This is a genomic window from Rhizobium sp. L9 (assembly GCF_002531885.1).
In the GTDB taxonomy this organism is placed as follows: Bacteria; Pseudomonadota; Alphaproteobacteria; order Rhizobiales; family Rhizobiaceae; genus Rhizobium.
In genome coordinates this window covers 134,567-157,719 of the sequence record NZ_NWSZ01000018.1, presented here as the reverse complement: position 1 = coordinate 157,719, position 23,153 = coordinate 134,567, and the positions used below count along the sequence as shown (strand labels likewise).

The 23,153-nt window shown below is 61.0% G+C and carries 25 protein-coding genes and 3 pseudogenes; 11 read left to right on the top strand and 17 right to left on the bottom strand.

All coding sequences use genetic code 11. From position 1 onward, the window contains the following. Positions 1–32 precede the first annotated feature (32 nt). The 3 genes from CO660_RS19230 to CO660_RS19220 all read left to right on the top strand — a co-directional run bounded on the left by CO660_RS19230 (position 33) and on the right by CO660_RS19220 (position 2,332). Entirely contained in the window at positions 33–404 is a 372-nt protein-coding gene (locus CO660_RS19230) for a hypothetical protein (protein WP_176536322.1), read from the top strand. A gap of 399 nt (positions 405–803) precedes the next feature. Then, positions 804–1,310 carry a GNAT family N-acetyltransferase gene (locus CO660_RS19225; protein ID WP_097600057.1) on the top strand — a complete coding sequence of 169 codons (507 nt, stop codon included), beginning with the start codon at positions 804–806 and terminating at the stop codon, positions 1,308–1,310. A gap of 83 nt (positions 1,311–1,393) precedes the next feature. Beyond that, entirely contained in the window at positions 1,394–2,332 is a 939-nt protein-coding gene (locus CO660_RS19220) for an ornithine cyclodeaminase family protein (protein ID WP_097600099.1), read from the top strand. 31 nt (positions 2,333–2,363) lie between these two features. Here the strand turns inward: CO660_RS19220 and dapB are convergent, their stop codons facing one another. Further along, positions 2,364–3,152 carry a 4-hydroxy-tetrahydrodipicolinate reductase gene (gene dapB, locus CO660_RS19215; protein ID WP_097600056.1) on the bottom strand — a complete coding sequence of 263 codons (789 nt, stop codon included), beginning with the start codon at positions 3,150–3,152 and terminating at the stop codon, positions 2,364–2,366. Between the two features lie 144 nt (positions 3,153–3,296). Continuing rightward, complete coding sequence (locus tag CO660_RS19210; protein ID WP_085778556.1) at positions 3,297–3,512, bottom strand: hypothetical protein; 216 nt, start codon at positions 3,510–3,512, stop codon at positions 3,297–3,299. 162 nt (positions 3,513–3,674) lie between these two features. On the opposite strand from CO660_RS19210, the gene CO660_RS19205 reads away from it, so the two are divergent. Beyond that, positions 3,675–4,148, top strand: a complete 474-nt coding sequence (locus CO660_RS19205) for a VOC family protein (protein WP_085778555.1) — start codon at positions 3,675–3,677, stop codon at positions 4,146–4,148. A 39-nt stretch (positions 4,149–4,187) separates the two neighbouring features. Here CO660_RS19205 and CO660_RS19200 read toward each other — a convergent pair whose 3' ends face one another. From CO660_RS19200 to CO660_RS19190, 4 genes and pseudogenes are all read right to left on the bottom strand, one after another. Then, a complete protein-coding gene (locus tag CO660_RS19200; RefSeq protein WP_097600055.1) occupies positions 4,188–4,589 on the bottom strand; it encodes a GFA family protein in 402 nt (133 codons plus the stop codon). 492 nt (positions 4,590–5,081) lie between these two features. After that, positions 5,082–5,858, bottom strand: coding sequence for a phosphodiester glycosidase family protein (locus CO660_RS19195; protein WP_097600098.1), 777 nt, complete (start codon positions 5,856–5,858; stop codon positions 5,082–5,084). Positions 5,859–6,176: 318 nt separating this feature from the next. Then, a complete protein-coding gene (locus CO660_RS33370; RefSeq protein ID WP_176536321.1) occupies positions 6,177–6,350 on the bottom strand; it encodes a hypothetical protein in 174 nt (57 codons plus the stop codon). A gap of 292 nt (positions 6,351–6,642) precedes the next feature. Then, positions 6,643–7,856: pseudogene (locus CO660_RS19190) on the bottom strand (argininosuccinate synthase). Positions 7,857–7,981: 125 nt separating this feature from the next. On the opposite strand from CO660_RS19190, the gene CO660_RS19185 reads away from it, so the two are divergent. Further along, the gene (locus CO660_RS19185; RefSeq protein WP_097600097.1) at positions 7,982–8,449 is read left to right on the top strand and encodes an Lrp/AsnC family transcriptional regulator; all 468 of its coding nucleotides are present in this window, start codon (positions 7,982–7,984) and stop codon (positions 8,447–8,449) included. Between the two features lie 138 nt (positions 8,450–8,587). Here CO660_RS19185 and CO660_RS19180 read toward each other — a convergent pair. The 3 genes and pseudogenes from CO660_RS19180 to CO660_RS19170 form a co-directional block, all read right to left on the bottom strand. Further along, positions 8,588–9,062: pseudogene (locus tag CO660_RS19180) on the bottom strand (SDR family NAD(P)-dependent oxidoreductase); the annotation flags it as partial. A 135-nt stretch (positions 9,063–9,197) separates the two neighbouring features. Then, positions 9,198–10,196 (bottom strand): DUF808 domain-containing protein, encoded by a 999-nt coding sequence (locus tag CO660_RS19175; RefSeq protein WP_097600054.1) that lies wholly within the window; start codon positions 10,194–10,196, stop codon positions 9,198–9,200. 173 nt (positions 10,197–10,369) lie between these two features. Continuing rightward, a complete protein-coding gene (locus CO660_RS19170) occupies positions 10,370–11,215 on the bottom strand; it encodes a hypothetical protein (RefSeq protein WP_097600053.1) in 846 nt (281 codons plus the stop codon). Between the two features lie 60 nt (positions 11,216–11,275). On the opposite strand from CO660_RS19170, the pseudogene CO660_RS19165 reads away from it, so the two are divergent. Next, positions 11,276–11,449: pseudogene (locus tag CO660_RS19165) on the top strand (PadR family transcriptional regulator); the annotation flags it as partial. A 151-nt stretch (positions 11,450–11,600) separates the two neighbouring features. Here the strand turns inward: CO660_RS19165 and CO660_RS19160 are convergent. Beyond that, positions 11,601–12,254: a class I SAM-dependent methyltransferase gene (locus tag CO660_RS19160; protein ID WP_097600052.1), complete on the bottom strand. Its 654-nt coding sequence runs from the start codon at positions 12,252–12,254 to the stop codon at positions 11,601–11,603. 92 nt (positions 12,255–12,346) lie between these two features. On the opposite strand from CO660_RS19160, the gene CO660_RS19155 reads away from it, so the two are divergent. After that, entirely contained in the window at positions 12,347–12,997 is a 651-nt protein-coding gene (locus CO660_RS19155) for a TetR family transcriptional regulator (protein ID WP_097600051.1), read from the top strand. A 107-nt stretch (positions 12,998–13,104) separates the two neighbouring features. On the opposite strand, the gene CO660_RS19150 is transcribed toward CO660_RS19155, so the two are convergent. After that, on the bottom strand, positions 13,105–13,308 hold the full coding sequence (locus CO660_RS19150) for a hypothetical protein (protein WP_085778553.1): 204 nt from the start codon (positions 13,306–13,308) through the stop codon (positions 13,105–13,107). Positions 13,309–13,687: 379 nt separating this feature from the next. Between CO660_RS19150 and CO660_RS19145 the strand changes: the two genes are divergently transcribed. Beyond that, on the top strand, positions 13,688–15,133 hold the full coding sequence (locus CO660_RS19145) for an adenylate/guanylate cyclase domain-containing protein (protein WP_097600096.1): 1,446 nt from the start codon (positions 13,688–13,690) through the stop codon (positions 15,131–15,133). A gap of 206 nt (positions 15,134–15,339) precedes the next feature. Here the strand turns inward: CO660_RS19145 and CO660_RS19140 are convergent, their stop codons facing one another. Then, the gene (locus CO660_RS19140; protein WP_097600050.1) at positions 15,340–15,981 is read right to left on the bottom strand and encodes a dihydrofolate reductase family protein; all 642 of its coding nucleotides are present in this window, start codon (positions 15,979–15,981) and stop codon (positions 15,340–15,342) included. A gap of 89 nt (positions 15,982–16,070) precedes the next feature. Between CO660_RS19140 and CO660_RS19135 the strand changes: the two genes are divergently transcribed. Then, positions 16,071–16,592: a helix-turn-helix domain-containing protein gene (locus CO660_RS19135; protein ID WP_097600049.1), complete on the top strand. Its 522-nt coding sequence runs from the start codon at positions 16,071–16,073 to the stop codon at positions 16,590–16,592. 563 nt (positions 16,593–17,155) lie between these two features. On the opposite strand, the gene CO660_RS19130 is transcribed toward CO660_RS19135, so the two are convergent. Next, the gene (locus CO660_RS19130) at positions 17,156–17,647 is read right to left on the bottom strand and encodes a BA14K family protein (protein ID WP_097600048.1); all 492 of its coding nucleotides are present in this window, start codon (positions 17,645–17,647) and stop codon (positions 17,156–17,158) included. Positions 17,648–17,847: 200 nt separating this feature from the next. Between CO660_RS19130 and CO660_RS33365 the strand changes: the two genes are divergently transcribed. Next, the gene (locus CO660_RS33365) at positions 17,848–18,807 is read left to right on the top strand and encodes a hypothetical protein (protein ID WP_176536320.1); all 960 of its coding nucleotides are present in this window, start codon (positions 17,848–17,850) and stop codon (positions 18,805–18,807) included. A 139-nt stretch (positions 18,808–18,946) separates the two neighbouring features. Here CO660_RS33365 and CO660_RS33880 read toward each other — a convergent pair whose 3' ends face one another. The 3 genes from CO660_RS33880 to CO660_RS19110 all read right to left on the bottom strand — a co-directional run bounded on the left by CO660_RS33880 (position 18,947) and on the right by CO660_RS19110 (position 20,469). Continuing rightward, entirely contained in the window at positions 18,947–19,162 is a 216-nt protein-coding gene (locus CO660_RS33880) for a hypothetical protein (protein WP_085778548.1), read from the bottom strand. A 189-nt stretch (positions 19,163–19,351) separates the two neighbouring features. Then, positions 19,352–19,582, bottom strand: a complete 231-nt coding sequence (locus CO660_RS32850) for a hypothetical protein (RefSeq protein ID WP_082240303.1) — start codon at positions 19,580–19,582, stop codon at positions 19,352–19,354. Positions 19,583–19,632: 50 nt separating this feature from the next. Then, a complete protein-coding gene (locus tag CO660_RS19110; RefSeq protein WP_097600046.1) occupies positions 19,633–20,469 on the bottom strand; it encodes an alpha/beta hydrolase in 837 nt (278 codons plus the stop codon). Between the two features lie 520 nt (positions 20,470–20,989). Here CO660_RS19110 and CO660_RS19105 point away from each other — a divergent pair. Then, positions 20,990–21,946, top strand: coding sequence for a trypsin-like peptidase domain-containing protein (locus tag CO660_RS19105; protein WP_097600045.1), 957 nt, complete (start codon positions 20,990–20,992; stop codon positions 21,944–21,946). 167 nt (positions 21,947–22,113) lie between these two features. Here the strand turns inward: CO660_RS19105 and dusA are convergent, their stop codons facing one another. Beyond that, on the bottom strand, positions 22,114–23,115 hold the full coding sequence (gene dusA, locus CO660_RS19100; protein ID WP_097600044.1) for a tRNA dihydrouridine(20/20a) synthase DusA: 1,002 nt from the start codon (positions 23,113–23,115) through the stop codon (positions 22,114–22,116). Between the last annotated feature and the right edge of the window lie 38 nt (positions 23,116–23,153).

Here is a 23,153-nt window from a genome sequence, read left to right as displayed (position 1 = left end):
TTCAAAATTTTCTAAGGATCTGCTGAAATCTATTGCCTTCTTTCGAAGTATCCATCAATGATGTACGAAATATCATTCGCGCTGCTGTCAAGGCCGCTCTGTCGATCAGCGAGGGATATGCACTGAAATATTTCATTCTCTATGCGCTCGTGTGCTCGGTAGTCGGGATAATTCTTCTCGTCGTCTTCCATCAGATTGCACCGGTTCAGATGGAGAGACCTGGCGATCAAACGGCCTTCGAACCGGATGATCTGGTCGTGCGGTCGACCCGCGAACCAACGACAGACCAGCCCGCCATGCGGCCTCCCAACCAATGGGATCTGCGGCTTGGCAATCAGCCGGAGGCGCAGCCCGATCAATCAGGCGTGCGCAAAGGCGGCCGGGTGGGAACGCCGGCGCAGTAGCTAGAGTTGGCGCTGCCATTCGGGCGCGGCCTTCTCCAAGGCTCCTCATGCTAAGGTGTGCAGCCCGCGAGGGCGGAGCCTCGAAGCACGCGGCTCAACGCTGCTTCTTGCATTCATCAACCGCCGATACACCCGCCGTCAGGATGATCCTTCGAGGCCCCTGCGGGCACCTCAGAGTCTGTGAACCTTTTGGATTCGTCGTTTTCGAAAGAGCTGAGCCATTGATTTAACTCGCATCGAAAAATTGTAAAATCGATAGATTCACAGGCTCTCAGGATGAGGCTCTCTTGTGTGGTGGCGGGCCGCGATGGAGCCAGGCGCCAATCGAACTCGCGCTTCCGGGTTGCATCCACTGCAGCCGGCTGCGATGACATATCTCCGATACTCCGGGAGGTGGCGATGGATGCAGGCGGCGTGACGATCAGGGTCATAGGTGCAGACGAGGTGGAGGCTTTCCGGCATATCCGCCTGGAAGCGCTCCGCGCCGAGCCGTCCTCCTTTGCCAGCCGCTACGAAGACTGGGAAATTCTGTCTCTGCAGGAGTGGCGCGATCGGCTGAGCGAGCCGGTTTTCATAGCCTTTCGCGAAGGCGAGCCCGTCGGCATCATGGGCTTGTTTCGGCAGCGGTCGAGCAAGATGGCCCACCGCGCCACGATCGTCATGGTCTATGTCCGCGCCAAGCTGCGCGGAACGGGCCTTGCCGTCAAACTACTGGAGGCGATTTCCGATCACGCGCGCAATATCGGCATCCGTCAATTGGAACTCTTCGTCAGCGCCGAAAATACGGCGGCGATACGGTTCTACCAGCGGCAAGGTTTTGCCGAAATCGGCCGTATCCCCGGCGGCGTGCTGGAGGATGGCCGGGAGATCGACGATGTGATGATGGCGCGGCGGCTGATGGGTTAGGCCGTCGCGGCGCGGCGGACCATCGGCCTCTTGACCTCAAGTGGGATTGGGGTTGCAGGATGCAGCCTGAATCGGAGGTCGCCGTGATGAAAATCCTGATGGACAAGGACATTGACGATAGCGGGTTGATGGCGGTCGCGATCGACGCGCTGGAGACCGCCTTCCATGCCAGGGCCGCCAACCGGTTGATCTCGCCACCGAGGCATCATGTGTCGTTTCCTGATCGAGGCGATCTCGTTTTTGCCGTTGGCGGTATCATGGGCGAGAAGCCGCTCGCGGGTTTTCGCGTCTACGACACATTCGATGGGGCTGAGCATGCGCAGATCGTCGCCGTATGGTCGGCCGACGACGCCAGGCTCAAAGGGATCGTTCTCGGATCGCTCCTGGGAAGCCTCAGGACTGGCGCGATCGGAGGTTTGGCGATCCGGCATCTCGGCGCGCCTGACGCCAAAATCGTCGGCATAATCGGCAGCGGAGCGCAGGCGCGAACCCAGCTTGCAGCGGCTGCCGCCGTTCGCAACCTCGATCACGCCCGCGTTTATAGCCGCGATGAGAAAAATCGTGCTGCCTTTGCAAGCGAGATGCAGCTCGCCCTGGGTCTTAAGGTGGAGCCTGTCGACAGCGTCTCGAAAGCCGTTGATGAGGCCGATATCGTCATCTGCGCGACGACAAGCCAAACGCCCGTCCTCCATGCGGGCGATTTAAAGGCCGGCGCGCACGTCAACACTGTCGGCCCGAAAACGCTTCACGGATACGAACTCGGCTTGGATCTCGCAGACGCGGCGGCCGTGATCGCGACGGATTCTCCCGAACAAGCGCGCGCATACCCATCGCCCTTTTTCCTGACAGGCTCCGGCAGCGACAGCCGCCTGGTCGATCTCGCCGACATCATTGCCGGGAAAGCGTCAGGGCGGAGATCGCCCGAAGAGATAACGCTGTTCTGCTCCGTAGGCCTTGCCGGAACTGAAGTCGTCGTCGCCGCGGCGGTGCTCGATAGGGTGGGGTGTCGGTGTAGACATTGAGTCAAAGACGCCCTTCAAGCCTCTGTTCATTCTATCTATTCGCGCCTTCTGCCGTCAGGCCCAGCACATCCCGCATGCCATATTCGCCGGGTGCGCGCCCTGCAATCCAGCGGGCGGCGGCAAGCGCGCCGCGGGCGAACATGCCGCGATCGAGAGCCGAATGCGACAGCGTCACGACTTCCTCGGCGGCGGCGAAAAGGACGCTGTGTTCTCCGACGATCCCGCCGGCGCGCAGGACGGCGAAGCCGATCTCGCCGGGCAGTCGCTCGCCGGTGACGCCGTCGCGCCCACGCCGCTCGACGGATGCGAGGGAAACGCCGCGGCCCTCGGCGGCCGCTTCACCGAGCATCAGCGCCGTACCGGACGGCGCATCGATCTTCCTGTTGTGGTGGGCTTCGAGGATTTCGATATCCCAGTCATGCTCGGGAAGAGCGCGCGCCGCCTGGGCGACGAGGCCGACCAGCATGTTGACGCCGATGGAGAAGTTGCCGGAGCGCAGGATCGAAATCGTTTGGGCGGCGGCTGCGATCCTTTGGATATCATCAGGCTCGAAACCTGTCGCTCCAATCACCAGGGCCGGCCCGCCTGCCGAGGCACAGAGGCCGGCGAGTTCGGCGGCGGCATTTCCCGTCGTGAAATCCAGGATCACGTCGGCGGCTGCAATTGCGGCCGCACGGTCGATCAACCCTTCACCGGCAGAGCCGGGGCGGCCGATGCCGCCGATGACGACAAAAGCCGGATCGGCCGCGAGCAGCGGCAGTATGGTGCGACCCATGCGGCCGTTCGCGCCGGCGACGGCTATTTTGACAGGGGAGGTCACGTGTTTTCCTTGGCTGGAATATTTACGATGGAGCGGCCGCTTGCATCCGGGGTTCGCGCCGGAACGGCATTCTGGACCTACCGCAATTGCGCTGCCGACGTAAAGCAGGGGATTTGTTGCCACCGTCCCTGTGAACGACTGGCCTTACCAGTTGCCGGGATCGGCGGTGTGATCGATGCTGGCGAATTCATCAGCCTTGTTCCGGTCGAGATTTACCTCCGTGGTCACCTTCGTCTCGTCGGTGACCGAGTAGCGGTCAGGGACAGGTCCCTTCGAAAGTTCCTGGTACAGGAGCAAGGCTGCCTCCTCGGCGGTATCGGCCTCGATCTCGCGGGTGAGGGTAACGGTGAACTTGTGCATGGCTTCGGCCCTTTCAACCGCGCGCAGACGATGCTTGCCATTCTGACACCCTTTTGCGGCGAGGACGCAAGGCCGTTACCGAAATAACATGCATAGGCTGGAGAAAGGCGATCTCTCTCTTATTTCAGTAGAATTGCAAACCAAGAGGGAAGGACCGCCGCAATGGCAAAAAACACGATCTGCCTATGGTACAACAAAGACGCTGAAGACGCGGCCCGCTTTTATGCCGCGACGTTTCCCGACAGCGCGGTGGGTGCTGTCACTCGGGCGCCGGGAGATTATCCTGACGGTAAGCAGGGAGATGTTCTGGTTGTTGAATTCACCGTCGCGGGTATCCCTTGCATCGGTCTGAACGGCGGCCCTGCATTCAAACACAGTGAAGCCTTCTCGTTTCAGATCGCTACGGAGGATCAGGAAGAAACCGATCGTTTGTGGAACGCCATCGTCGGTAATGGCGGCCAGGAAAGCGAGTGTGGCTGGTGCAAGGACAAATGGGGTTTGTCCTGGCAGATTACACCGCGTGTCCTCTCAGAAGCGCTTTCGGCGGGTGGTGATCAGGCAAAGCGTGCATTTGACGCGATGATGACGATGAGAAAGATCGATGTCGCGGCGATCGAGGCGGCTCGGCGCGGTTGAGGCGCCATCGCCCGCCCGAGGCCGACAGATGTCGGGCTGTCAGAACCAGAGATCGCGTACGCAGCGCCCGTCGGAGGGAAGATCTTTGAATGTGTCGAGCCCGTCGAAATGATCGATGGGGAGATCGGCGACGAGTTCCGGCGGTGCAAGCCGCATGTTGACCGCCATGCGGCGGCGGCCATTCTTTTGCAGGCGCAGACCGCGCCAGCTCAAGACGCAGGCACAGGATGGGCAGAACAAGATCTCAAGCGACGACGCTGCCCTGCCGGACCGGGTATAAGAGGCGGTCTGGCCGAAAAGGGTGATCCGCTCTCCTTCGTAATCATAGGCCCAGAGCGTGCCGTAGCGTCGGCAGAGGGTGCAGTTGCAGGCGGTGATCGATCCCGGATCCCCTTCGAGGGTCCAGCCCGTCTTGCCGCAATGACATGAGCCCGTCAGCATGAGCGCTCGGATCCACTTCCCCGTTCAACGGCTGCATCCTGCCTCAATCGTGCAACGACCGCAATTGGCGCTTCGATCGCTCGGCCGCTGCCTTTCACGGGCCTGTGGCCGTTCCGAGGGGTGGTCATCGCCATGGCGCTGACGTCGATGGCGGTGAAGCAATCAATCTGACAGTCATCTGGGGCATTCGGCGACCATCGACGGCGTAACGACTGGAGGCTTCATTCCCGAAGACATCGAGTAAACATCGCCGGTTCGCCTGAAGGCTGACCGATGACCTACGGCGGCAACAAGGCCTCTCCTCGAAAGGCCTCTGCCCTATAGGTCGAAGTGCCCGCGGGCGGAAATCCGGTCCTGCGAACGCGTCTGCGATCAGCCGGTGGATGGAATATGGCCGAGCACACGACGGGGTCATGGTCGATATCGACTTCGGTCAAATGCAAGGGCCGGCTGACGGCGCTGTGGGTCTCGATAAGGCCGAATTCGTCGTGCCTATTCCACAAGCCCGAAGATCGGGCCATAGCCGCCATGCCAGGACCAATCGTTGCGGTCTAATGCTGGATAGTAAAGCCCAACACCTCGTCCGCCATCGAGAAACAACGCGTCAGGGCATTGCAGTCGGTCGCGGAAGAGCCGTGCGAAATCGTGGAAATTGACCTCGTCTTCGCTGATTGCGAAGCGAACCGCGCCATCCGCGCAGACGCCGACCCCGCTTCGGCGGGTCCGGTCTGTCGAGCCGGGGATGAAGATCGGGTTCAGTTTGCCGGCGATGACGAGCATTGGGCCGGACTGCGTGGCGAACCGCACCTTGGGGGCACGCCTCAGAAATTCATCGGTCGGGAGTATGTCGGCGCCCGCTTCACCAAGAAAGAACACGCCGTTCGGTTTCTTGTAGAAATTCGGCACCTGACCGGGGGGGCCTCCGGCCCCTGCGGTATTGGCGGATTTCAATTCCCTGGCGTTTTCGACATATAGTCCCATCGGCGAAAAATCGGCCCGGTACATTCCGGCATTGATGGCCAAGGCCAACGTTTTCCCCTCGGCGCGAACGGCTTCGGCCAAGCGTGAAAAAGCGCGGTATGGTTGGCCATCGGCGCCCTTCCAGAACAGGCGCAGGTCGGCTTTTCCTGCTTCCAGCGTGCAAACGACGTACGCCGCCTGGTCGAAAGTTTCCAGTTCGCATGGCTCTGCATGCGCCTGAGGCAGGAATGTCATCATTGTCGCCAGCATCATGGCCGCGGCGAGCATGGCTTGTTTGAGATAGGGCATCGGTATCAGAATAGTCATGACGAGATATGATTTCCTATCGTGCGGCCGCAGCGCCGGGTTTTTCATCGCCATCGGCGACGGCCAGAATAGGAATTTTCACCGGTACAGCAACGATTGTCAGCCGGGATGAGTATCCAAGATTTCTCGTGAAACGCGTCCTGCCTCCTTCTTCTGCTGGAACGAAACGATCGCGTCATGGTCTTCTTCGCTCGCTGGCAGAAGAAGTGGATCAGACCGATGAGGGGGGAAGGAGTCTCAGCGGCAAAACGCCTCCATCATCAGAACCCAGGCACCCGGCAAAGGTGGGAACATTCAATCCTACCAGGCGGTACGGGCGGTGCCGAGTGCTGTTGTATGAGAGGATGAGACGTGGGCGACGTGCGCCTTGAGCGATACGACGCAGTTTCCCGGAAAGCTAAGTTTGTGCGCCGTCAAGTGCTTCAGCAGCGCTTCTGCGTCGCGCTTCTCGGTCAACGGAAATGTCACAGTCATGCGGGTTCCTCAACGAACATACTGAGCATCTGCGGAAATTAATGGTTAAATTCTCTTGCGCCGCAACAAGAAAATTTGAATGATAAAATTAAAATCGATTAGCTTCTGGTGGGGTTTTTAAAATCGTTTGAATTAGCTTCCTCGGTTTCCCATGGGTGGGGCAGTAGTTCGGCCGCGCGAGCGAGATCCGCATAGTGCGCTCCAACAAGCATTCGAAGCCTTAGGAGCAATGCCTTCGATGAAGGCATTGGTGGATGCTGAGAGATGGCGCTGCCGAGTTAAGATCAGCCGCTCACCGTGTATGGCGGGCAGCCCAATTCCTGAGCCGCAGTCCATTGAGCTTGATGAAGCCTTCGGCATCATGATGATCATAAGCGATGGAACTTTCCTCGAAGGTGACGAGGTCGGCGGAATATAGTGAGCAGGGCGAGCTGCGGGAAATAACCGAGGCGCTTCCCTTGTAGAGCCTGACCGTCACCTCGCCGTTGACGAGGCCTGGCTTCGGTCGATCAGCGCCTGCAGCATGTGCCGCTCGGGCGCGAACCAGAAGCCGTTATAGATCAGCTCGGCGTAGCGGGGCATGATCTCATCCTTCAGATGTGCGGCGGCACGATCGAGCGTGATCGACTCGATCCCGCGATGCGCCGCAAGAAGGATCGTTCCTCCCGGCGTCTCGTACACGCCCCTCGACTTCATGCCGACGAAGCGGTTTTCCACGAGATCGAGCCGCCCGACGCCATGCCGGCCGCCGAGGCCATTGAGTTCGGTGAGCAGTGTTGCCGGCGTCATCGGCTGGCCGTTCAGGGAAACCGGGTCGCCGCTCTCGAAACCGATGGTGATGGTCTCGGGGGTATCAGGGGCGTCGAGCGGATCGACGGTGCGCTGGTAAACATAAGCGGGGGCGATCGCCGCCGGATCTTCGAGAATCTTGCCTTCGGTCGAGGTGTGCAGCAGGTTGGCGTCGATCGAGAACGGCGCATCGCCCCGCTTGTCGCTCGGCACAGGGATCCGATGCTTCTCGGCATATTCCAGTAGCTGGGTGCGGGAGCGGATGTTCCATCGACGCCATGGAGCAATGACCCCGATCGACGGATCGAGCGCATCGACGGCCAGTTCGAAGCGGACCTGGTCGTTGCCCTTGCCTGTCGCGCCGTGGGCAACGGCGTCCGCGCCGACCTCCCGGGCTATGGCGACCAGATGCTTGGCAATCAGGGGCCGGGCGATGGAGCTGCCGAGGAGATACTGACCCTCGTAGAGGGTGTTGGCCCGCAGCATCGGAAAGACAAAGTCGCGGACGAATTCCTCACGCAGGTCGACGATGCGGACATCCTTGACCCCGAACATTGCCGCCTTCGACCGCGCCGGCTCGAGTTCTTCGCCCTGACCCAGATCGGCGGTGAAGGTCACGACCTCGCATCCGTAAGTCTCCTGCAACCATTTGAGGATGATCGAGGTATCCAGCCCGCCCGAATAAGCGAGCACGATTTTCTCTATTTTTTTCGCCACCAGTCCCTCTCCGATTTGACCAATGGAACAATAGGCCAGCTCATACGCAATGAGCTTGCGAAGCTTCCTGAGAATTGCGAAGATTTGGCATGTTATGCCGTTCCAAGATAAACTGGGGCCATGAAATGCCAATCACTTTGGACTCGATCGATCGGCATATCCTGCGGGTGCTTCAGCGTGACGGGCGTATTTCGAATGTCGAGCTGGCAAAAGAGGTGGGGCTGTCGCCTTCGCCCTGCCTGCGCCGCGTGCGCCTTTTGGAAGAGGCTGGGATCATCGATCGCTACGTCGCCGTACTGGATCCGGCCAAGGTCGGAGCAGGGCTGACGGTTTTCGCCCGCGTGTGGTTCAAGACCCAGGATGCCGAGGTCACGCTGCGGTTCGCCGAAGCCGTCAGGCGCTTTCCCGAGGTGATGGAATGTTACCTGACGGCAGGGGAGTGTGATGTCGTGCTTCGGATCGTCACTGCCGATCTGCACAGCTACTGGCGTTTTCAGGCCGACCACCTGACACGCATTCCGAGCGTCCTCAACGTCAAGACCGATGTGCCGATGGAAACACTGAAGCGGAGCTTCGAACTGCCGTTGCGGTAGCGTTCTAAGGCATTGCGCTTCGGAGCCATATAGCGCGGGGCGACCAGCCCCGTCCTTCGAGGCTGCTACGGGGCGCCTCGGGGTGAGGCTGGAGCGGCGCGGACGGCGGCGATCCGCCGCCTGCGCTTCATTCGGCAACTATGCTTTCAGCGCGGCGGCATAGTCGGCCACGTAGGACTTCAGTGAGCGCGGGCCTTGCCGGTGAGCGTCTCGACGTCGCCGGTCAAGACGGCCGTCCAGTTCTGGCGGACGGGATAGAAGATTGAAGCGAGAAAGCTTGCATAGCCGGCCGGCACGCCAGCCCTCGTCAGCATTTCGATGAAGGCCTCGTCGGAGACGGCGTTATAGGTGACGGGCTTGCCGATCGCTTCGGAGAGGATGGCGGCGGCTTCGGCATAGGAGAGCGCTTCCGGGTCGGTCAGGTTGAAGGCCTTGCCCTCGAAGGACGAGGAGGTGAGCGCTGCCACGCCGCTTGCCGCGATGTCTCGGGCGTCGATGAAACTCGACTTGCCTTCGGCGGCGGGAAGCGCGATCTGGAGTGGTCGATGCCTGGTTTCCAGAAGGTGTGGAAGTTGTCGGAAAACCAGTTCGGGTGCAGGATGACATAGGGCGTGGGGATACGGTTTCGGCACTCGCTCACTGGGCGGAGCAGAAATGGACGCAATCTTTGCGGCGCAGCATGCGTATGATGAAAGGGATGCCGGTTGATGGTGCCGGCGCTTCGACGTAAGCAAGATCTGTTCCGCGACTACGCAGTCCTCATCCTGCGCAGGCGTGCTGCGCACCACCGCCATGCGGGCGCAACGACGTAGCCGACGGCCGGGATTGTCGCAAGCCCGAGGAGGATGCCGACGAGACCTGAGCCGGCAGCTTGGACCAGCCAGGAAACCACGCCGCTAACGGCAGGCATTGCGTGCGCGGCGCCTTCCCCGGCATCGTGGAGCAGATGGCTCAGCCAGGCAAAGCCAAAGCTTTCGGCGCCATGCACAATGATGCCGCCGCCGACCCAGATCATCGCCGCCGTCCCGATCAGACCCAGCACCTTGAGAAGATAGGGCATGCCCTGCACAAGGCCGCGCCCGAGCATGCGCGGGAACGCGCCTGTCCGGGAGCGGGAAGAGCGCTGGACAAGCCAGAGGCCGAAGTCGTCCGCCTTTACGATCAAGGCGACGACCCCGTAAACGGCCGCCGTGATCAGAGTACCGACCAGGGCGAGAATCAGCGCCTGCGTCGCCAGACCCGAATCGGACAGGGAGCCGAGGGTGATCGCCATGATCTCGGCCGAGAGGATGAAATCGGTTCTGATGGCGCTCGCGACCTTTTCGTCCTCGAAGGTCTTAGGGTCGATGCTGACCGTCTCGAGAGCGTGCTCATGGGCATGGGCCGCGTGCGGCACGACGAGTTCGTAGACCTTTTCGGCGCCTTCGTAGCAGAGGTAGAGCCCACCGAGCATGAGCAGCGGCATCACGGCCTGCGGCACGAGCAGGCTAAGGACGAGTGCGGCCGGCAGGAGGAAGACCAGCTTGTTCTTGAGGGAACCGATGGCGATCCTCGCGATGATCGGCAATTCGCGCGCAGCCGAGAGGCCGGTTACATAACGCGGCGTGACGGCTGCGTCGTCGATCACGACGCCGGCGGCCTTGGCGCCGGCTCTGCCCGCCTGGGCAACCACGTCGTCCAGAGAAGCGGCGGCCACCTTTGCAAGCGCTGCGACATCATCAAGGAGGGCAATTAGGCCGACACTCACAAGTAAACCTCTCATTCAGGGACAATGACGGCGAGAATATCCAATCGGGCGGCAGCCGGAAAGGGGCGCCTCTACGGATGCTTGGCCGTGCCTGACCGAAAGGTCAGGTGATCACCCGGCCGGGACGGGTCCGTGGCGTAGGTGGGATTTCCTGCCGTGTGCAAGCGGGCTGCTCATTCAATCTGGACATGAATGTGGTCATCATGACGCGCGGCCCGGCAGCCCTGGAAGCGGACATGGGTGTCGGTGATGCCAAGCGTATTCTTCAGATGCGGCTCGATGAAGATCTTCTGCAAGCCAAAGCGCGCGACGCCTTCCGTCGTCAGCCAGGCGATCGCTTCCGCGGTGCGCTGCTCCTCGATCTGGTAGGCCGGGAAGAGTGGCTGCAGGGCGTCGAAATCCCAACGCGTGGTGAGCCAGTCGTGGCGACCCGCGCAGGGCAGTTCGTCGCCCGGGGCGGGCTCCTCGAAGGCAAAATAGCCGATCGGGGAGCGTGTGGCGCCGTTCAGGAAGGCGCCGTCGGCATCTTTGTAATAATAGGCGAAATCGAGTTTTTTGCCGTCGGCATGAGAGAGATGCGGCAGCAGCGGAAAACCGTCGACGAAGGGAAAGTTCGCATCCAGCGCGACGGTAACGGTACCGGGAAACTGCTTATCCATGTGGGCGGCGAGTGCCCCTGCCAGATCGCGCAGTTCAGGCGTCACGTAGTTGCGGTTGAGCGCGCAGGAGATCGGCGAGCGGATGACCAGCGGATCGGCGGTGCCGACGAAGCAGGAAAGCGGAACCCGGCCAAACGCGGGCGCGGTGAGGTGCGCGACGAAGGTGCCGCCGGCGTAGAGAAGCAGAAAGAGCGCGAGGTTGGCGGCAAGCCGGCGCAGGCGCAAGGTGGGTCCGACGGCAAGCGTTATCAAATAGGTGAGGCCGCCGATTTGGGTGAGCAGCGTCAGAATGATGACGATCAGAGCGTGGAGGATAAAGCGGAGCACGGGGCAGCCTTGTGAAGGGGGGTGCGTTGCCATAGGTGAGGGAGTGGGAATGCGCAAGGCGGTCGGCGCACCCGCCTGACACTTCGAGTTTTGGCAGCCAGCGGCCTCGGGATGGCAAAACGGCTTATGTCGGCTGCCGAGACGATCGCCCGCGAGTTGTCCATCCGGCTCCTGCGTTTGGATACCAACAGCGCGCTCTCCGAGGCCCAGCAGCTCTATCACGGCACCGGCTTGACCGAGATAGAGCGGTTCAATGACGATCCATAGCCGGATTTTTTCTTCGAAAAGCGTCTTTGAGCGTGACCGGCTTTGTCCGGAAGTGGCTGCGATGGTGCTGTGCGATGCTTGTGCGCGGCCTCACCGTTGATGCCATTGCGGACATCCAAGGGTGAGGGCGCGGAGCCGGTTGCGAATATCCTCAGACGCGCATCGACAACTCGATGTCCTCTTCGAACGGGACCGACAGATAGCCAGCGGCGGCGGAGCGAACGCGGGCGAGATATTCGGGGCTGAGGTCGGCATTGTCAGCGACGATGAGGGCGCCCGGTCGAAGTCGGTCTTCCACCAGCTCCAGGATGTCACGATAGAGGCCCTTGGCGCCGTCGAGAAACAGGAGGTCGATGGTATTAGGAAGATCGGTGCCGAGGGTGTAGAGGGCATCTCCCTCACGGATTTCGACAAGGTCGACGAGGCCGCCAGCCGTCAAGTTTTCGCGCGCTCGCCTCAACTTCGACGGTTCGAACTCGCTGGTGATCAGCCGGCCGCCGCCATTGTCGCGCAGTGCTGCAGCAAGGTGGAGGGTCGAGATGCCGAAGGATGTGCCGAACTCGATGATCGTTTGAGCACGGCAGCTGCGCGCCAGCACATAGAGCAGCGTGCCGGCTTCGCGCGAGACAGGAAGCCAGAGATCCTTCAGTCGCCCGTAAAGGTCGAGATATTCCGTCTTGCTGCTGATCAGGCGCATCCGCTCTTCGCCGGTAAGCTCGGATACGGCGGGGCTCGTCGCCGCGGCGGCTTCTTCGAACAGGCGGTTGAGGAGAGGCGCGAGCGGCGCGGTGGTGAGTGTCGTCATTGAAGGGCTCCTTGGAATGATGAGGTTCTTGCGCTGGGTGAAAAAATACGAATATTCCCTCGCATTTTCTAATCGCATTGCGGAGCGCCGCCATGAGCGACCGGCCAAGTACCCGGATTTCTTCACGAAAGCAGCCTAAGCAGACCCGCTCGACGGAGCTCGTGGCGGCGATCCTCGATGCTGCTGCTCAGGTTTTGGCGCGTGAGGGAGCCCATCGCTTCACCACGGCGAGGGTAGCGGAGAGGGCGGGCGTCAGTATCGGTTCGCTCTACCAATATTTCCCCAACAAGGCGGCAATCCTCTTCCGGCTGCAGAGCGACGAATGGCGGCAGACGAACGGCATGCTCGCCGATATTCTTGCCGATGTACGACGACCGCCGTTCGAACGGCTTCGCAGCCTTGTTCATGCCTTTCTTCGCTCCGAGTGTGAGGAGGCGGCGATGCGAGTGGCACTTCACGACGCAGCGCCGCTTTATCGCGATGCGCCGGAGGCGCAGGCGGTGAGGGCGTCGGGAGACCGCATCATCGGGCTGTTCATGCAGGAGGTACTGCCATCGGTCCCGGAGGCAAGCCGGGGACTGGCCGGTGACCTGATCGTCACGACGCTCGCCACGGTGGGCAAGCAGTTCTCGGAGGCTCCCCGAAGCTTGAGCGAGATCGAAACCTACGCCGAAGCCATGGCCGACATGTTCGCAGCCTATCTTGAAAAGCTCGAATCCGGCCGGGACACGGTGAATTCCTAACAAAGGACCGCAACACGGCAAATGAGAGGCTTTCTGCGAGCCGGCCACGGATTATCGCAGCCCCTGTCACGGCGCAGGGGCAGCCCTGATGGACCGATTTCGGATTCCTATTGGTGACCCAACTGCTTCGACAGTTCGGCAAAAAGCCGGTCGCGGGCCGTGTTCATCTGCACGAGATCGACGGCAACGGTGATGGCGCGGCGTCCTTCGAGGCTATTGATGTCGAGCTTTTTCTCGCAGCACCATTGCCGAACGGCATCGGTGACGATGGTTATTTGGCTGTCGTCGAGTGAAATAAGCGACAAGAGCATCTTCCGTACCCTCAATGAAGCGGCAAGAGCACGACGGTCTCTCAAGCGGTCGTGCCGATGATCCGATGGGCCGATGACGCGTACTCTACGCTCAGTCTGCAGCAATGCCACAGCTATTTGGACACGCTTAGTTGAGGACCGGTCGAGAACAGGACTGCTGAGCGTTATGTCCGGTAAGGCAATCCGGATGTAGCAGATAGTGAATGCCGGGATAGGCGATCGAGCGGGAAAAGCTTCTGAAAACCCTGGCGTCGCCTTTCCTGGCTAATCCGTAAGACTTCTGCTCGGCCAGGCTCCGTTTGATCCGCACGGACGAGCGTCTGTTATAATCGCGACGATCCCCGGTCGCATGGCCTGGCCGAACTTTGCGAGGCGTCAGATGACTGACCTTCAGGAACGGCTCCTTGAGAGCAAGATGACTGAGATCCAGCAGGCCCGGTCCTGGAGCCCGCGGGGCCTCGCCAAATTCGAAAACCTGATCCGCAGCGGTGACGATCTGTCCCTCTACCGGATCAACCCGCTGGCTTTCGCGCACGACGTCGCCATTTCGGAGGCGGAAAGCATCGATCTCTTTCTCTATGCGACGCGCAGCGGTTTGTTCGAGATGAGCTGGGACGTTGTATGTCCGCAATCCGGAATGGTGCTCGATAGTTTCGGCGCCTTGAGAACGCTGAAGACTCACTATGTCTGCGGCCTGTGCGACGTCTCCGGCGAAACCGACCTCGACGATTTCATCGAAGTCACCTTCACAGTGTCGCCGCAGCTGCGCCGGCTGTCGTTTCACGATCCCGGCTCGCTCTCGGTTGAGGATTTTCACTGGAAGGCACGGTTTCTCAGCGATGCGCGGCTGCCCGGTCAGCAGGTCCGCTTCCTCGACGTCCTGAAAGGGCTGGTGCGCGGCCTTTCCTTCCTGACGCCGGGTTCAGTTACGACGATCAGGGCTGAACTCGGCCCAGGTGCGCTCGCTGGCATCAATGTGGAGACCCAGGCGAGCTTTGCGCTGCCGGTGACAGGCCAGCCCGTTACGGCGCCGGCACTCCTCAGGATCAGGTACGACGGTCGGCATTTTTGCCCTTTGTCCTCAGCGGTTCGGCCCGGCCCGGTCATCGTCGAAGTCGAGAACTCGGCTGCCGCGCGCGGCTCACTACTCCTCATCAACTGGCCGCCCGAGATCCTGGCGCAGACCACCAAGCCTGTTCTCGATTTCGATCCTTACATGTCGGGCGGGATGCTGCTTGCGCGCCAGACTTTTAGGAGGCTGTTTCGCTCCGAATGCGTTGATGAAAGGGAGGGCCTCGGCATTCGCCAGGTGACGCTTCTCTTCACCGATCTCAAGGGTTCGACCGCGATGTACGAGCGGCTCGGCGATCTCAATGCCTATGCGCTGGTGCGCGAGCATTTCGCCCTGCTCGGCGCCACGGTGCAGGAGCATTCGGGCGCGATCGTCAAGACGATCGGCGACGCGGTGATGGCGGCCTTCTCCCGCCCGAGCGACGCCATCTCGGCTGCTCTGCATATGCTTGAAGAAATTGAGCGCTTCAACGGCGAGCATGGCGATCCCAGCATCATCCTGAAGATCGGCGCCCATTGCGGTCCGTCGATCGCCGTGACCTTGAACGACAACCTCGATTATTTCGGGCAGACCGTCAATGTCGCGGCACGGGTGCAATCATTGGCCGAGGCCGGCGAGATCTGTCTATCCGAAGCCCTGTTTTCGGCGCCTAACGTCAGCCGGCTGCTCTCCGGACACAGGGTGGTCGCCTTCGAGGCTCCGCTTCGGGGCGTCGAAGGGATGGCATGCGTCTACCGGGTGATGCCGGCCTAATCCCAAGTCCGTTGATTTATAAAAGTCGTCATGAAGATGGACGACCGCGAGATGCATGTGGAGAAGCCGATAAAAAAGCACGGGCAAATGTGACGGGATCGACGCGAGGCGAGACGGCGATGGCAGACGCCTGGTTCTGACGCCGGAAGAAATATTCTTCCGGCGATGCTCACGCTGGAGATCGCCGGACTGAACCAGCGGCTCGGTTATTTCGCCAGTACGACATGCGTGGCTTTTTCGCTGGCGGCATGCTCGACGACGCGGAAGCCCAGAGCAGGAAGGTCGATCCCTGCAAACATCGCTTCGCCCTTGCCGAGCACGACGGGCGAGACGGCGAAATGCAGCTCGTCGATTAGACCCGCCTGCAGATATTGGCGGACGGTCGCCACCCCGCCGCCGATCTTCACATCCTTATCGCCGGCCGACGCCTTCGCCTGGTCGAGTGCCTCATGAATGCCGCCGGTGACGAAATGGAAGGTGGTGCCTCCCTCCATGACAAGCGGTTCGCGTGGATAATGGGTGAGGATATAGGTCGGCGCGTGGTAAGGCGGGTTCGGACCCCACCAGCCTTTCCATGCATCGTCGGGCCATTCGCCGCGGATCGGGCCGAACATGTTGCGCCCGAGAATGAAGGCGCCAAAATTGGCCATGGCGCGGGATGCGTAATCCTCGTCGATGCCGGATGAACCGTCGTCCTTACCCATCATCGCGCGGAAGGTGCGCGTGTGGAAGAACCACTGGAACATTTCCGACCCGCGCTTTCCGAGCGGATCATTCAGGCTTTGCTCCGGCCCGGCGCCGAAACCATCCACGGAAACGGAAAACCCCGCGACGCGCACCTTAGACATGCTTTCCTCCATCTGATTGCGATTTGAAACTAGTTGTTATCTCGCACGAGTGATCCTATAATGCAACTGGTTTCTGCAGGAGATGCTTCGTGGATATAGAATCGCGGTCCGGCTGTCCGATCAACCTGGCGATGGAGGTGCTCGGCGACCGATGGAGTCTGATTATTATCCGCGACATCATGTTCGGCAACCGCCGGCATTTCCGCGATCTGCTCAATCATTCGGAGGAGGGGATCGCCTCCAATATCCTGGCTGCCCGGCTGAAGCGGCTGCTCTCGCTCGGCTTCATCAGCAAGCGGGACGATCCGAGCCACAGCCAGAAAGCAATCTACAGCCTGACGGAACCGGCAATCCAGCTCGTTCCCCTGTTCGCCATGATCGGCGCTTGGGGCAGGCGTCACCTGCCGGTGAGCGAGGACCTCAGCATTCGCGCCGAGTTGCTGGAAAAGGGCGGACAGCCGCTCTGGGACGAATTCATGGAGGATCTTCGGCGGATCCACATCGTCGATCCGATCGGCGGGGCAAACGGGACGGTGACTTCGCCGGTGCTGGCGAAGCTGACGGCGGCATTTCTGGAGGTGCGGGAGAAGATGGCGGCTGAGGTGGCGTGATTTAGGCGAAGGGTGGTGGTGGAAGGTGTGCGTTGCGACTAACTAATCTTGTCGCTTTGATCATTGACTCGTGGGGCTGGGGTTAGGATCGTTTTCAACCTTCCAATAGGATTTTCCTGTTGTTGCTTACGTTTTCGTAAGTCCATTTCAATCCCCATCGGCATTCCTGCCTGTTATAGTCGCTTCCAATCCGCTCACTTGCAACGCCTGGCCGTCGATTTCACCGGTGATCGAACCTGTCCTTCCTTATCGCTTGATACAAGTTCGAATTCTCCGGCTCGGCCGTCTGGACAGTCGATCCCCCTCGATAAATTCGCTCACCGGTCTCCAGCTTCCATCGATTTGTTTCCCCGCGCGTTTCCGAGGTGGGCGATGCTTACGGCCTTGCTGGGAAATTCAACAGTGCGGTGTCTCCTGATGTCATAGGTCACCTTGCAAATGCGGCCGCTCGGAAGGTTCGATCCCGGCTAAACATCACGACGGAGAGCCGCTGGGAAGCATTTACGTACCAACAAAAAGCCCCGCACGTAGATGCGGGGCCTTTGCAGTACTGACGACTGAATTTACCGGCACTGACGGCGCGGGCCGTAGTTCGGCTGATAGGTGTTGTCGTAGGCTCGGTAGGACCGGTAGCGGGCGTAGCAATATTCAGCATGCGAGCTGTAGCCACGTGAACTGTAGGCGCCCGGCTGCGACGCGATGATGCCGCCGATGAGGGCGCCAGCCGCCAAGCCGCCAATGATAGCGCCGGTGTTGTCGTGGTGGTGGTGCCAGCGGTGGTCATAACGGCGATCCCAGCCGTAGCGGTCGTCTCGGTAATAGTCGCGATCGCGGTGGTAATGGCGTCGCGGATACCACCTGCGCCCATTGCTGAACTGGCCAGGGCAGTTCGTGAAGTTATTGCAGCCGACCGCGATGATCCGAGCATCGCCGCCCCCGGTCTCCGGCAGCACCGCCTGTTGTACCGAGCTCGGCACAAAGACTGGGCCTGCAGATGCGGGCATTCCTGAGAATGCCGTCGCAATCGACAGGGCAATGATGGCGAATCTTTGCATGTTACTCACCTTAGGCAAACCGATGTATCAGGGATAACGTTGCGGGAGGGATTTGGTTTCATTTTGGGATGGATTCACCTTCCGTGGCTGAATATTCAGGGAAAAGTTCAAATTGAAAGAAGATGTCCAATTAGATCTTTACGGGGAAGCTCGATGTCTCGACGTAGCGGCGTTGCGGCGCCGGGGTAGGAAGGATCATTATGCAGCTCTCCAGAATTTTTGGCGTTCTCTGTCTCTCCACCAATTTGGCGCTCGCGCCCCTCAACACCATCTTTCCAGATCTCTCGCCAGCTTTCGCCAAGGGCGGCAACGGCGGCGGTGGCGGTGGTGGTAACGGCGGCGGCGGTGGCGGTGGTGGAAGCGGCGGCGGCGGCAGCCATGGCGGCGGCAGTGGAAGCAGCGGCAGCCATGGCGGCGCCGGCAGCAAGAGCAGCGGCGGAAAGGATAGCGCCAGCTCCAGCGGCAAGACGACCGGCAGCCGCAGCGCGAAGAGCTCGGGCAAGTCGGTCGATGCCGGGAAGACGAAATCGACCAAGCAGACCGTCAGCACGAAAGGCGCGGCCAAGAAGACGACTATCGCCGCAGCGCCTGCGACTAGGCCCGCGAAGAAGCCCGCGGCGGAACTCGCGGGACTGAATTCGCTGAAGCGCAATTACCACGCGCTGATGAATACCGCGGACCCAAAGATGGCAGCGATCGCGGCGTACGCTACCGCTTACGCTCAGTATGAGCTGGCCAACGGGGTTGCCCCGCCGGCGGACGATCCTGTTCTCGGCGACGCCGCTCTGACGACAGCACTGGCTTCGGCGACCAAGACGGGCACGCTCAGCCCCGAAGCTTTGGCCTGGGCTAAGGACACGCTCGGCATCGACACGGCTATCGGCACGATCGACCAGATGAGAGACGCGTTGGCGGCTGCGGCGCCGGTCGCGGAAGAACCAATGGAGGAGACCCCGACGACGGAGACTCCGGCAACCGAGACTCCGACTGGCGAAACCGCCGAGGGCAGCGAGACGACAGATCCTAGCGCAACCGCGGAAACGCCGGAAGCCGAGATGGGCAGCACGGAAGAAGTATCGGGAACGACCGAATCGGCGCCGGCTGCAGATTCAACCGAAACCTCGGCCACAGCAACGAGTACCGAGGCGACTGGCCTCTAAATCACCGCCAATGGCTAGCGTATCGGTTCGAAATCGGAATAGTTTCCGGGCCGATACATGGACCAAATTGTTAGCGCGCTTTTGTGCGTCTGAAACGAGGATCACGGGCAGGGTGTCGTGAGGAAACTGACGCGTGCCGTCAGACTCGCTTCCCGCCGGCAAGCAGTCGAAGCTGGTCTTCATCATGCACACCTTGCCGATAAAGCTCGATAATCAGGGCTCCGAGACGATCGGCTTCTCCGCCTGCTCTGTCGATATCGAGCCCGCTACACAGGGCTTCATGCACGCGCCTGCAAATATCGAGATCTGCGGAGGCGAGTGGTTCGTCACGCGTGCTGAAAAGCTTGTCTGACATCGCAATCAGCCCTTTTGGGATGCCGTGAATCGGTATTGTGCAAAAAGATAATTTCGCAGCCCTTGCTTCGCAAGATGGGCGAACGTCCGAAATCAGAACAATATGGGTGCCGCGGCAAGACGCGGCGCCAGGGTGGAGCTGAAATCAATCGGCGCCTCGGCCGGACGAAATAGGCGGGGCAGAAGATCTCTATTTGGCCGCGGGATCCTTACCGCCCTGCTGCGACAGGCGCAGCTCTTTCAGGCGTTTGGTCTTTTCCCGGCGAGCCCGCTGCTCCGCCTCGATGGTTTCCTTTGCGGCACGCTCGGTATTTTCGAAACGGTCCTGCCGGTAAGCCTTTGATGAGGGTTCACGTTCTCTTTTCATGGCCGCTAAACGCAAATCGACGAAAACGGTTTCATGATAAAACCGTTTTGCCAAAAAGCTGCGCGGCCGGCGGGCGCATCATCAGCGCCCGGCGACACGTCGGATCAGCCTTTGATAAAGGCGAGGATGTCGGGATTTATGATATCGGCATGGGTCGTGCACATGCCGTGCGGAAATTTCTCATAGACCTTGAGCGTCGCATTCTGCAAGAGCTTGGATGAAAGCAGCGCGGAGTCGGCGATTGGCACGATCTGGTCGTCGTCGCCATGCATGACGAGGCTCGGCACGGTGATGATCTTCAGGTCTTCGGTAAAGTCGGTTTCCGAGAAGGCCTTGATACCGTCGTAATGCGCCTTGGCGCCGCCGATCATGCCCTGGCGCCACCAATTGTTGATGACCGGTTCCGACACTTTCGCACCCGGTCGGTTGAAGCTGTAGAACGGGCCGGCGGGAAGGTCATGATAGAATTGAGCGCGGTTGGCAGCGAGCTGCCTGCGCAGGTCGTCGAAGACTTCGATCGGCAAACCGCCGGGATTGGCTTCGGTTTTCACCATGATCGGCGGTACGGCGCCGATAATGACGAGCTTGGCGACCCGGCCCTGCGGCTGACCGTGGCGGGCGACATAGTGGGTCGCTTCGCCGCCGCCGGTGGAATGGCCGACATGGACGGTATTCCTGAGATCGAGATGCTCGACGACGGCTGCGGCATCGGCAGCGTAATGGTCCATGTCGTGGCCGTCGGCCACCTGGGTGGAGCGGCCGTGGCCACGCCGATCATGGGCGACGACGCGGTAACCCTTGTCGAGGAAGAACAGCATCTGGGCGTCCCAGTCGTCGGAGCACAGCGGCCAGCCGTGATGGAACATGATCGGCTGGGCGCTCTTCGGCCCCCAATCCTTATAGAAAATCTCAACGCCGTCCTTGGTTGTGACTGTATTCATCTCATGGCTCCTTATAAATCTAAAAAGGCTGCTGCAGGTGGGATTGGCAGCGCCACGAGCGCCGTGACGCCAATGACGGGACAAGAAAGTCGCGCCGGGGATGGAAGTTCTTATTGAATGCCTCGTTCTACTTTATTGATATGACAGAAGTTTGCATGATCAGTTGTCAGGACGCTCAGTGCCCTGTTAACCGGCGACGGCGACGCAATAGGGCGGTCCTTGCCCGACTGCTTCGCGCTGCGACTTCCTTGATCACGGTAGCTTGGCAGCGCAGTGAAGGCGGCCGAGCTAACGGGCAATGTCCGCAATGAGCCACTTTATTCCGGTTCTTGCAATCTGTACGTTCGGGTAGGTGTGTTTCGCCTTCGGTTATGTTGTTCCGGATGCAGCGCGCCGGCGCTCACTTGAACGGGGATCGACGCCCAACCATCTAATTCTCACAACAACGCCATAGCGACGATCGCAACTGCGATTGCTTTGCCGGCGGCGGGACGGCCGTCTGCCGCCTGAGGATCAGAATATGGGTTACATGGATAAGGATATAGTGCCCCAGAATGACGGGGCGCTGATCGATGCCTATTCGCAATCGATCGCAGCAGCAGTCGACACCGTCGGCCCGGCGGTCAGCCGGATCGAGCGGGCGGGTGGCCGGCAGGGGCACGGGTCGGGCTTTGCCGTCTCGCCCGACGGCCTGATCATTACCAACAGCCATGTCGTCGACGAGGCCAAGGTGGTTCGCATCACGACGCCTGACGGATTCGTCACCGAAGGCCGGGTGCTCGGCCGCGATATCGATACCGATATCGCTCTCATTCGCGCCAATGCCAGCACCGGGGCCTGGGCGAGGCTCGGCGATTCCCAGCGCCTGCGCAGGGGGCATATCGCGATCGCGATCGGCAATCCGCTGGGCTTCGAATGGACCGTCACTGCCGGAATCGTCTCGGCGCTCGGCCGATCGATGCGGGCGGCCAGCGGCCGGCTGATGGAGGATGTCATCCAGACCGATGCCGCGCTCAATCCCGGCAATTCCGGCGGGCCGCTGGTGTCTTCCGGTGGCGAGGTTATCGGCGTTAATACCGCCGTCATCCAGGGCGCACAGAGCATCGCCTTTGCCGTGGCATCGAACACCGCCAACTTTGTGGTGTCGGAGCTTCTCCGCTATGGCCAAGTCAGGCGCGCCTTCATAGGCATAGCAGGCGACACGATCGTGTTGCCGCGCCGGGTTGCGCTCGCGGCGGGTACGGTTCAAACGACATCCGTCCGCGTCCGCAGGGTCGAACCGGAGGGGCCGGCTGCAAAAGGCGGGCTGCAGGAGGGCGATTACATTCTCGCCATCGACGGTAACCCGGTCGGCGGCGTCGACGATATCGTCAGACTGATGGATGGCAGCAGGATCGGCAAGGAGACGGAAATCCTGGTGTTTTCCGTGTCCGGCCGGATCGAGAAGAAGATATTGCTGCCGATGGCGCGGTCATAACCATTGGCTGGCTTCATAGCACGGTGAGCGCACGGATCGGCATTGCAGCTATCTCCACGCCCGCAGACCAGCCTGTCGGTGCTGCCTATGGAGATGGCGCTGATGCGAGCGTCTAGGGGTCGCGCAACCACCCAAGCAGGCCGCTGCGACAAAGGTATAACGCTACGTCAGGCGCTGACCGCCTCCGGCTCCGTCCCGGAAAAATCCACTGCCGCGAAGGCCGCCGCCAGTACCTCCGGCCCGGCACCGTTTTTTGCCGCGTCGGTGGAGAGGATCTGACGGTAGCGCCGCGCCCCGGGAAGGCCGGTGAACAGGCCGACCATGTGGCGGGCCACGTGCTGCAGCCGGCCGCCGGCGGCGATATGGCGCTCGGCATAGGCCATCATCCGGTCGCACAGCGCCTGCCAGTCAGGCTCGACCGCCGGCGCGCCGAAGAAGCGCCGGTCGACGTCAGCGAGGATCGCCGCGTTCTGGTAGGCGGCCCGGCCGAGCATGACGCCGTCGACATGGGCGAGGTGCTGGGCGGCCTCGTCGATTGTGCGGATGCCGCCGTTGATGCCGATGAACACATCGGGCCAGCGCTGTTTCATCCGGTAGACGATTTCGTAGTCGAGCGGCGGGATCTCGCGATTCTCCTTCGGGCTCAAGCCTTTCAGCCAGGCCTTGCGGGCATGGATCCAGATCGCGTCGGCGCCTGCATCGAGAACGCGGGTGATGAGTTCAGGCAGCGCCTGTTCCGGCTCCTGCTCGTCGACGCCGATCCGGCATTTCACCGTCACGGGCGCGGTCGCGACCGCCTTCATCGCCGCGACGCATTCGGCCACCGTCTCCGGCGTCAGCATCAGGCAGGCGCCGAAGGTGCCCGATTGCACGCGGTCGGAGGGGCAGCCGACATTGAGGTTGATCTCGTCATAGCCATAGGGTTCGGCGATTTTCACCGCCTCCGCGAGTTTGGCCGGATCCGATCCGCCAAGCTGCAGCGCCAGCGGATGTTCCGCGGCGTCGTGGCCGAGCAACCGCTCGCGCGGGCCATGGATGATGGCGTCGGCCACAACCATCTCGGTATAGAGCAGCGCCTCCCGGCTGATCTGGCGGTGGAAATAACGGCAATGCCGATCCGTCCAGTCGATCATCGGGGCGACCGCAAATATCGGCCTCTTCTCAGTCATCGACGGTCCATTGTTCCTTGTAGCCGCGGCGCCTCAAT

Coding starts and splice junctions, on each gene's coding strand:
- CO660_RS19210 (WP_085778556.1), bottom strand. CDS start 3,512: ATGCACAAGTTCACCGTTACCCTCACCCGCGAGATCGAGGCCGATACC.
- CO660_RS19185 (WP_097600097.1), top strand. CDS start 7,982: ATGCCAATCACTTTGGACTCGATCGATCGGCATATCCTGCGGGTGCTT.
- CO660_RS19130 (WP_097600048.1), bottom strand. CDS start 17,647: ATGCAAAGATTCGCCATCATTGCCCTGTCGATTGCGACGGCATTCTCA.
- CO660_RS19160 (WP_097600052.1), bottom strand. CDS start 12,254: ATGACGACACTCACCACCGCGCCGCTCGCGCCTCTCCTCAACCGCCTG.
- CO660_RS19205 (WP_085778555.1), top strand. CDS start 3,675: ATGGCAAAAAACACGATCTGCCTATGGTACAACAAAGACGCTGAAGAC.
- CO660_RS19145 (WP_097600096.1), top strand. CDS start 13,688: ATGACTGACCTTCAGGAACGGCTCCTTGAGAGCAAGATGACTGAGATC.
- CO660_RS33880 (WP_085778548.1), bottom strand. CDS start 19,162: ATGTCAGACAAGCTTTTCAGCACGCGTGACGAACCACTCGCCTCCGCA.
- CO660_RS19225 (WP_097600057.1), top strand. CDS start 804: ATGGATGCAGGCGGCGTGACGATCAGGGTCATAGGTGCAGACGAGGTG.
- CO660_RS19150 (WP_085778553.1), bottom strand. CDS start 13,308: ATGCTCTTGTCGCTTATTTCACTCGACGACAGCCAAATAACCATCGTC.
- CO660_RS33365 (WP_176536320.1), top strand. CDS start 17,848: ATGCAGCTCTCCAGAATTTTTGGCGTTCTCTGTCTCTCCACCAATTTG.
- CO660_RS19105 (WP_097600045.1), top strand. CDS start 20,990: ATGGGTTACATGGATAAGGATATAGTGCCCCAGAATGACGGGGCGCTG.
- CO660_RS19140 (WP_097600050.1), bottom strand. CDS start 15,981: ATGTCTAAGGTGCGCGTCGCGGGGTTTTCCGTTTCCGTGGATGGTTTC.
- CO660_RS19200 (WP_097600055.1), bottom strand. CDS start 4,589: ATGCTGACGGGCTCATGTCATTGCGGCAAGACGGGCTGGACCCTCGAA.
- CO660_RS19110 (WP_097600046.1), bottom strand. CDS start 20,469: ATGAATACAGTCACAACCAAGGACGGCGTTGAGATTTTCTATAAGGAT.
- CO660_RS19170 (WP_097600053.1), bottom strand. CDS start 11,215: ATGGCAACGCACCCCCCTTCACAAGGCTGCCCCGTGCTCCGCTTTATC.
- dusA (WP_097600044.1), bottom strand. CDS start 23,115: ATGACTGAGAAGAGGCCGATATTTGCGGTCGCCCCGATGATCGACTGG.
- CO660_RS33370 (WP_176536321.1), bottom strand. CDS start 6,350: ATGACTGTGACATTTCCGTTGACCGAGAAGCGCGACGCAGAAGCGCTG.
- CO660_RS19155 (WP_097600051.1), top strand. CDS start 12,347: ATGAGCGACCGGCCAAGTACCCGGATTTCTTCACGAAAGCAGCCTAAG.
- CO660_RS19195 (WP_097600098.1), bottom strand. CDS start 5,858: ATGCCCTATCTCAAACAAGCCATGCTCGCCGCGGCCATGATGCTGGCG.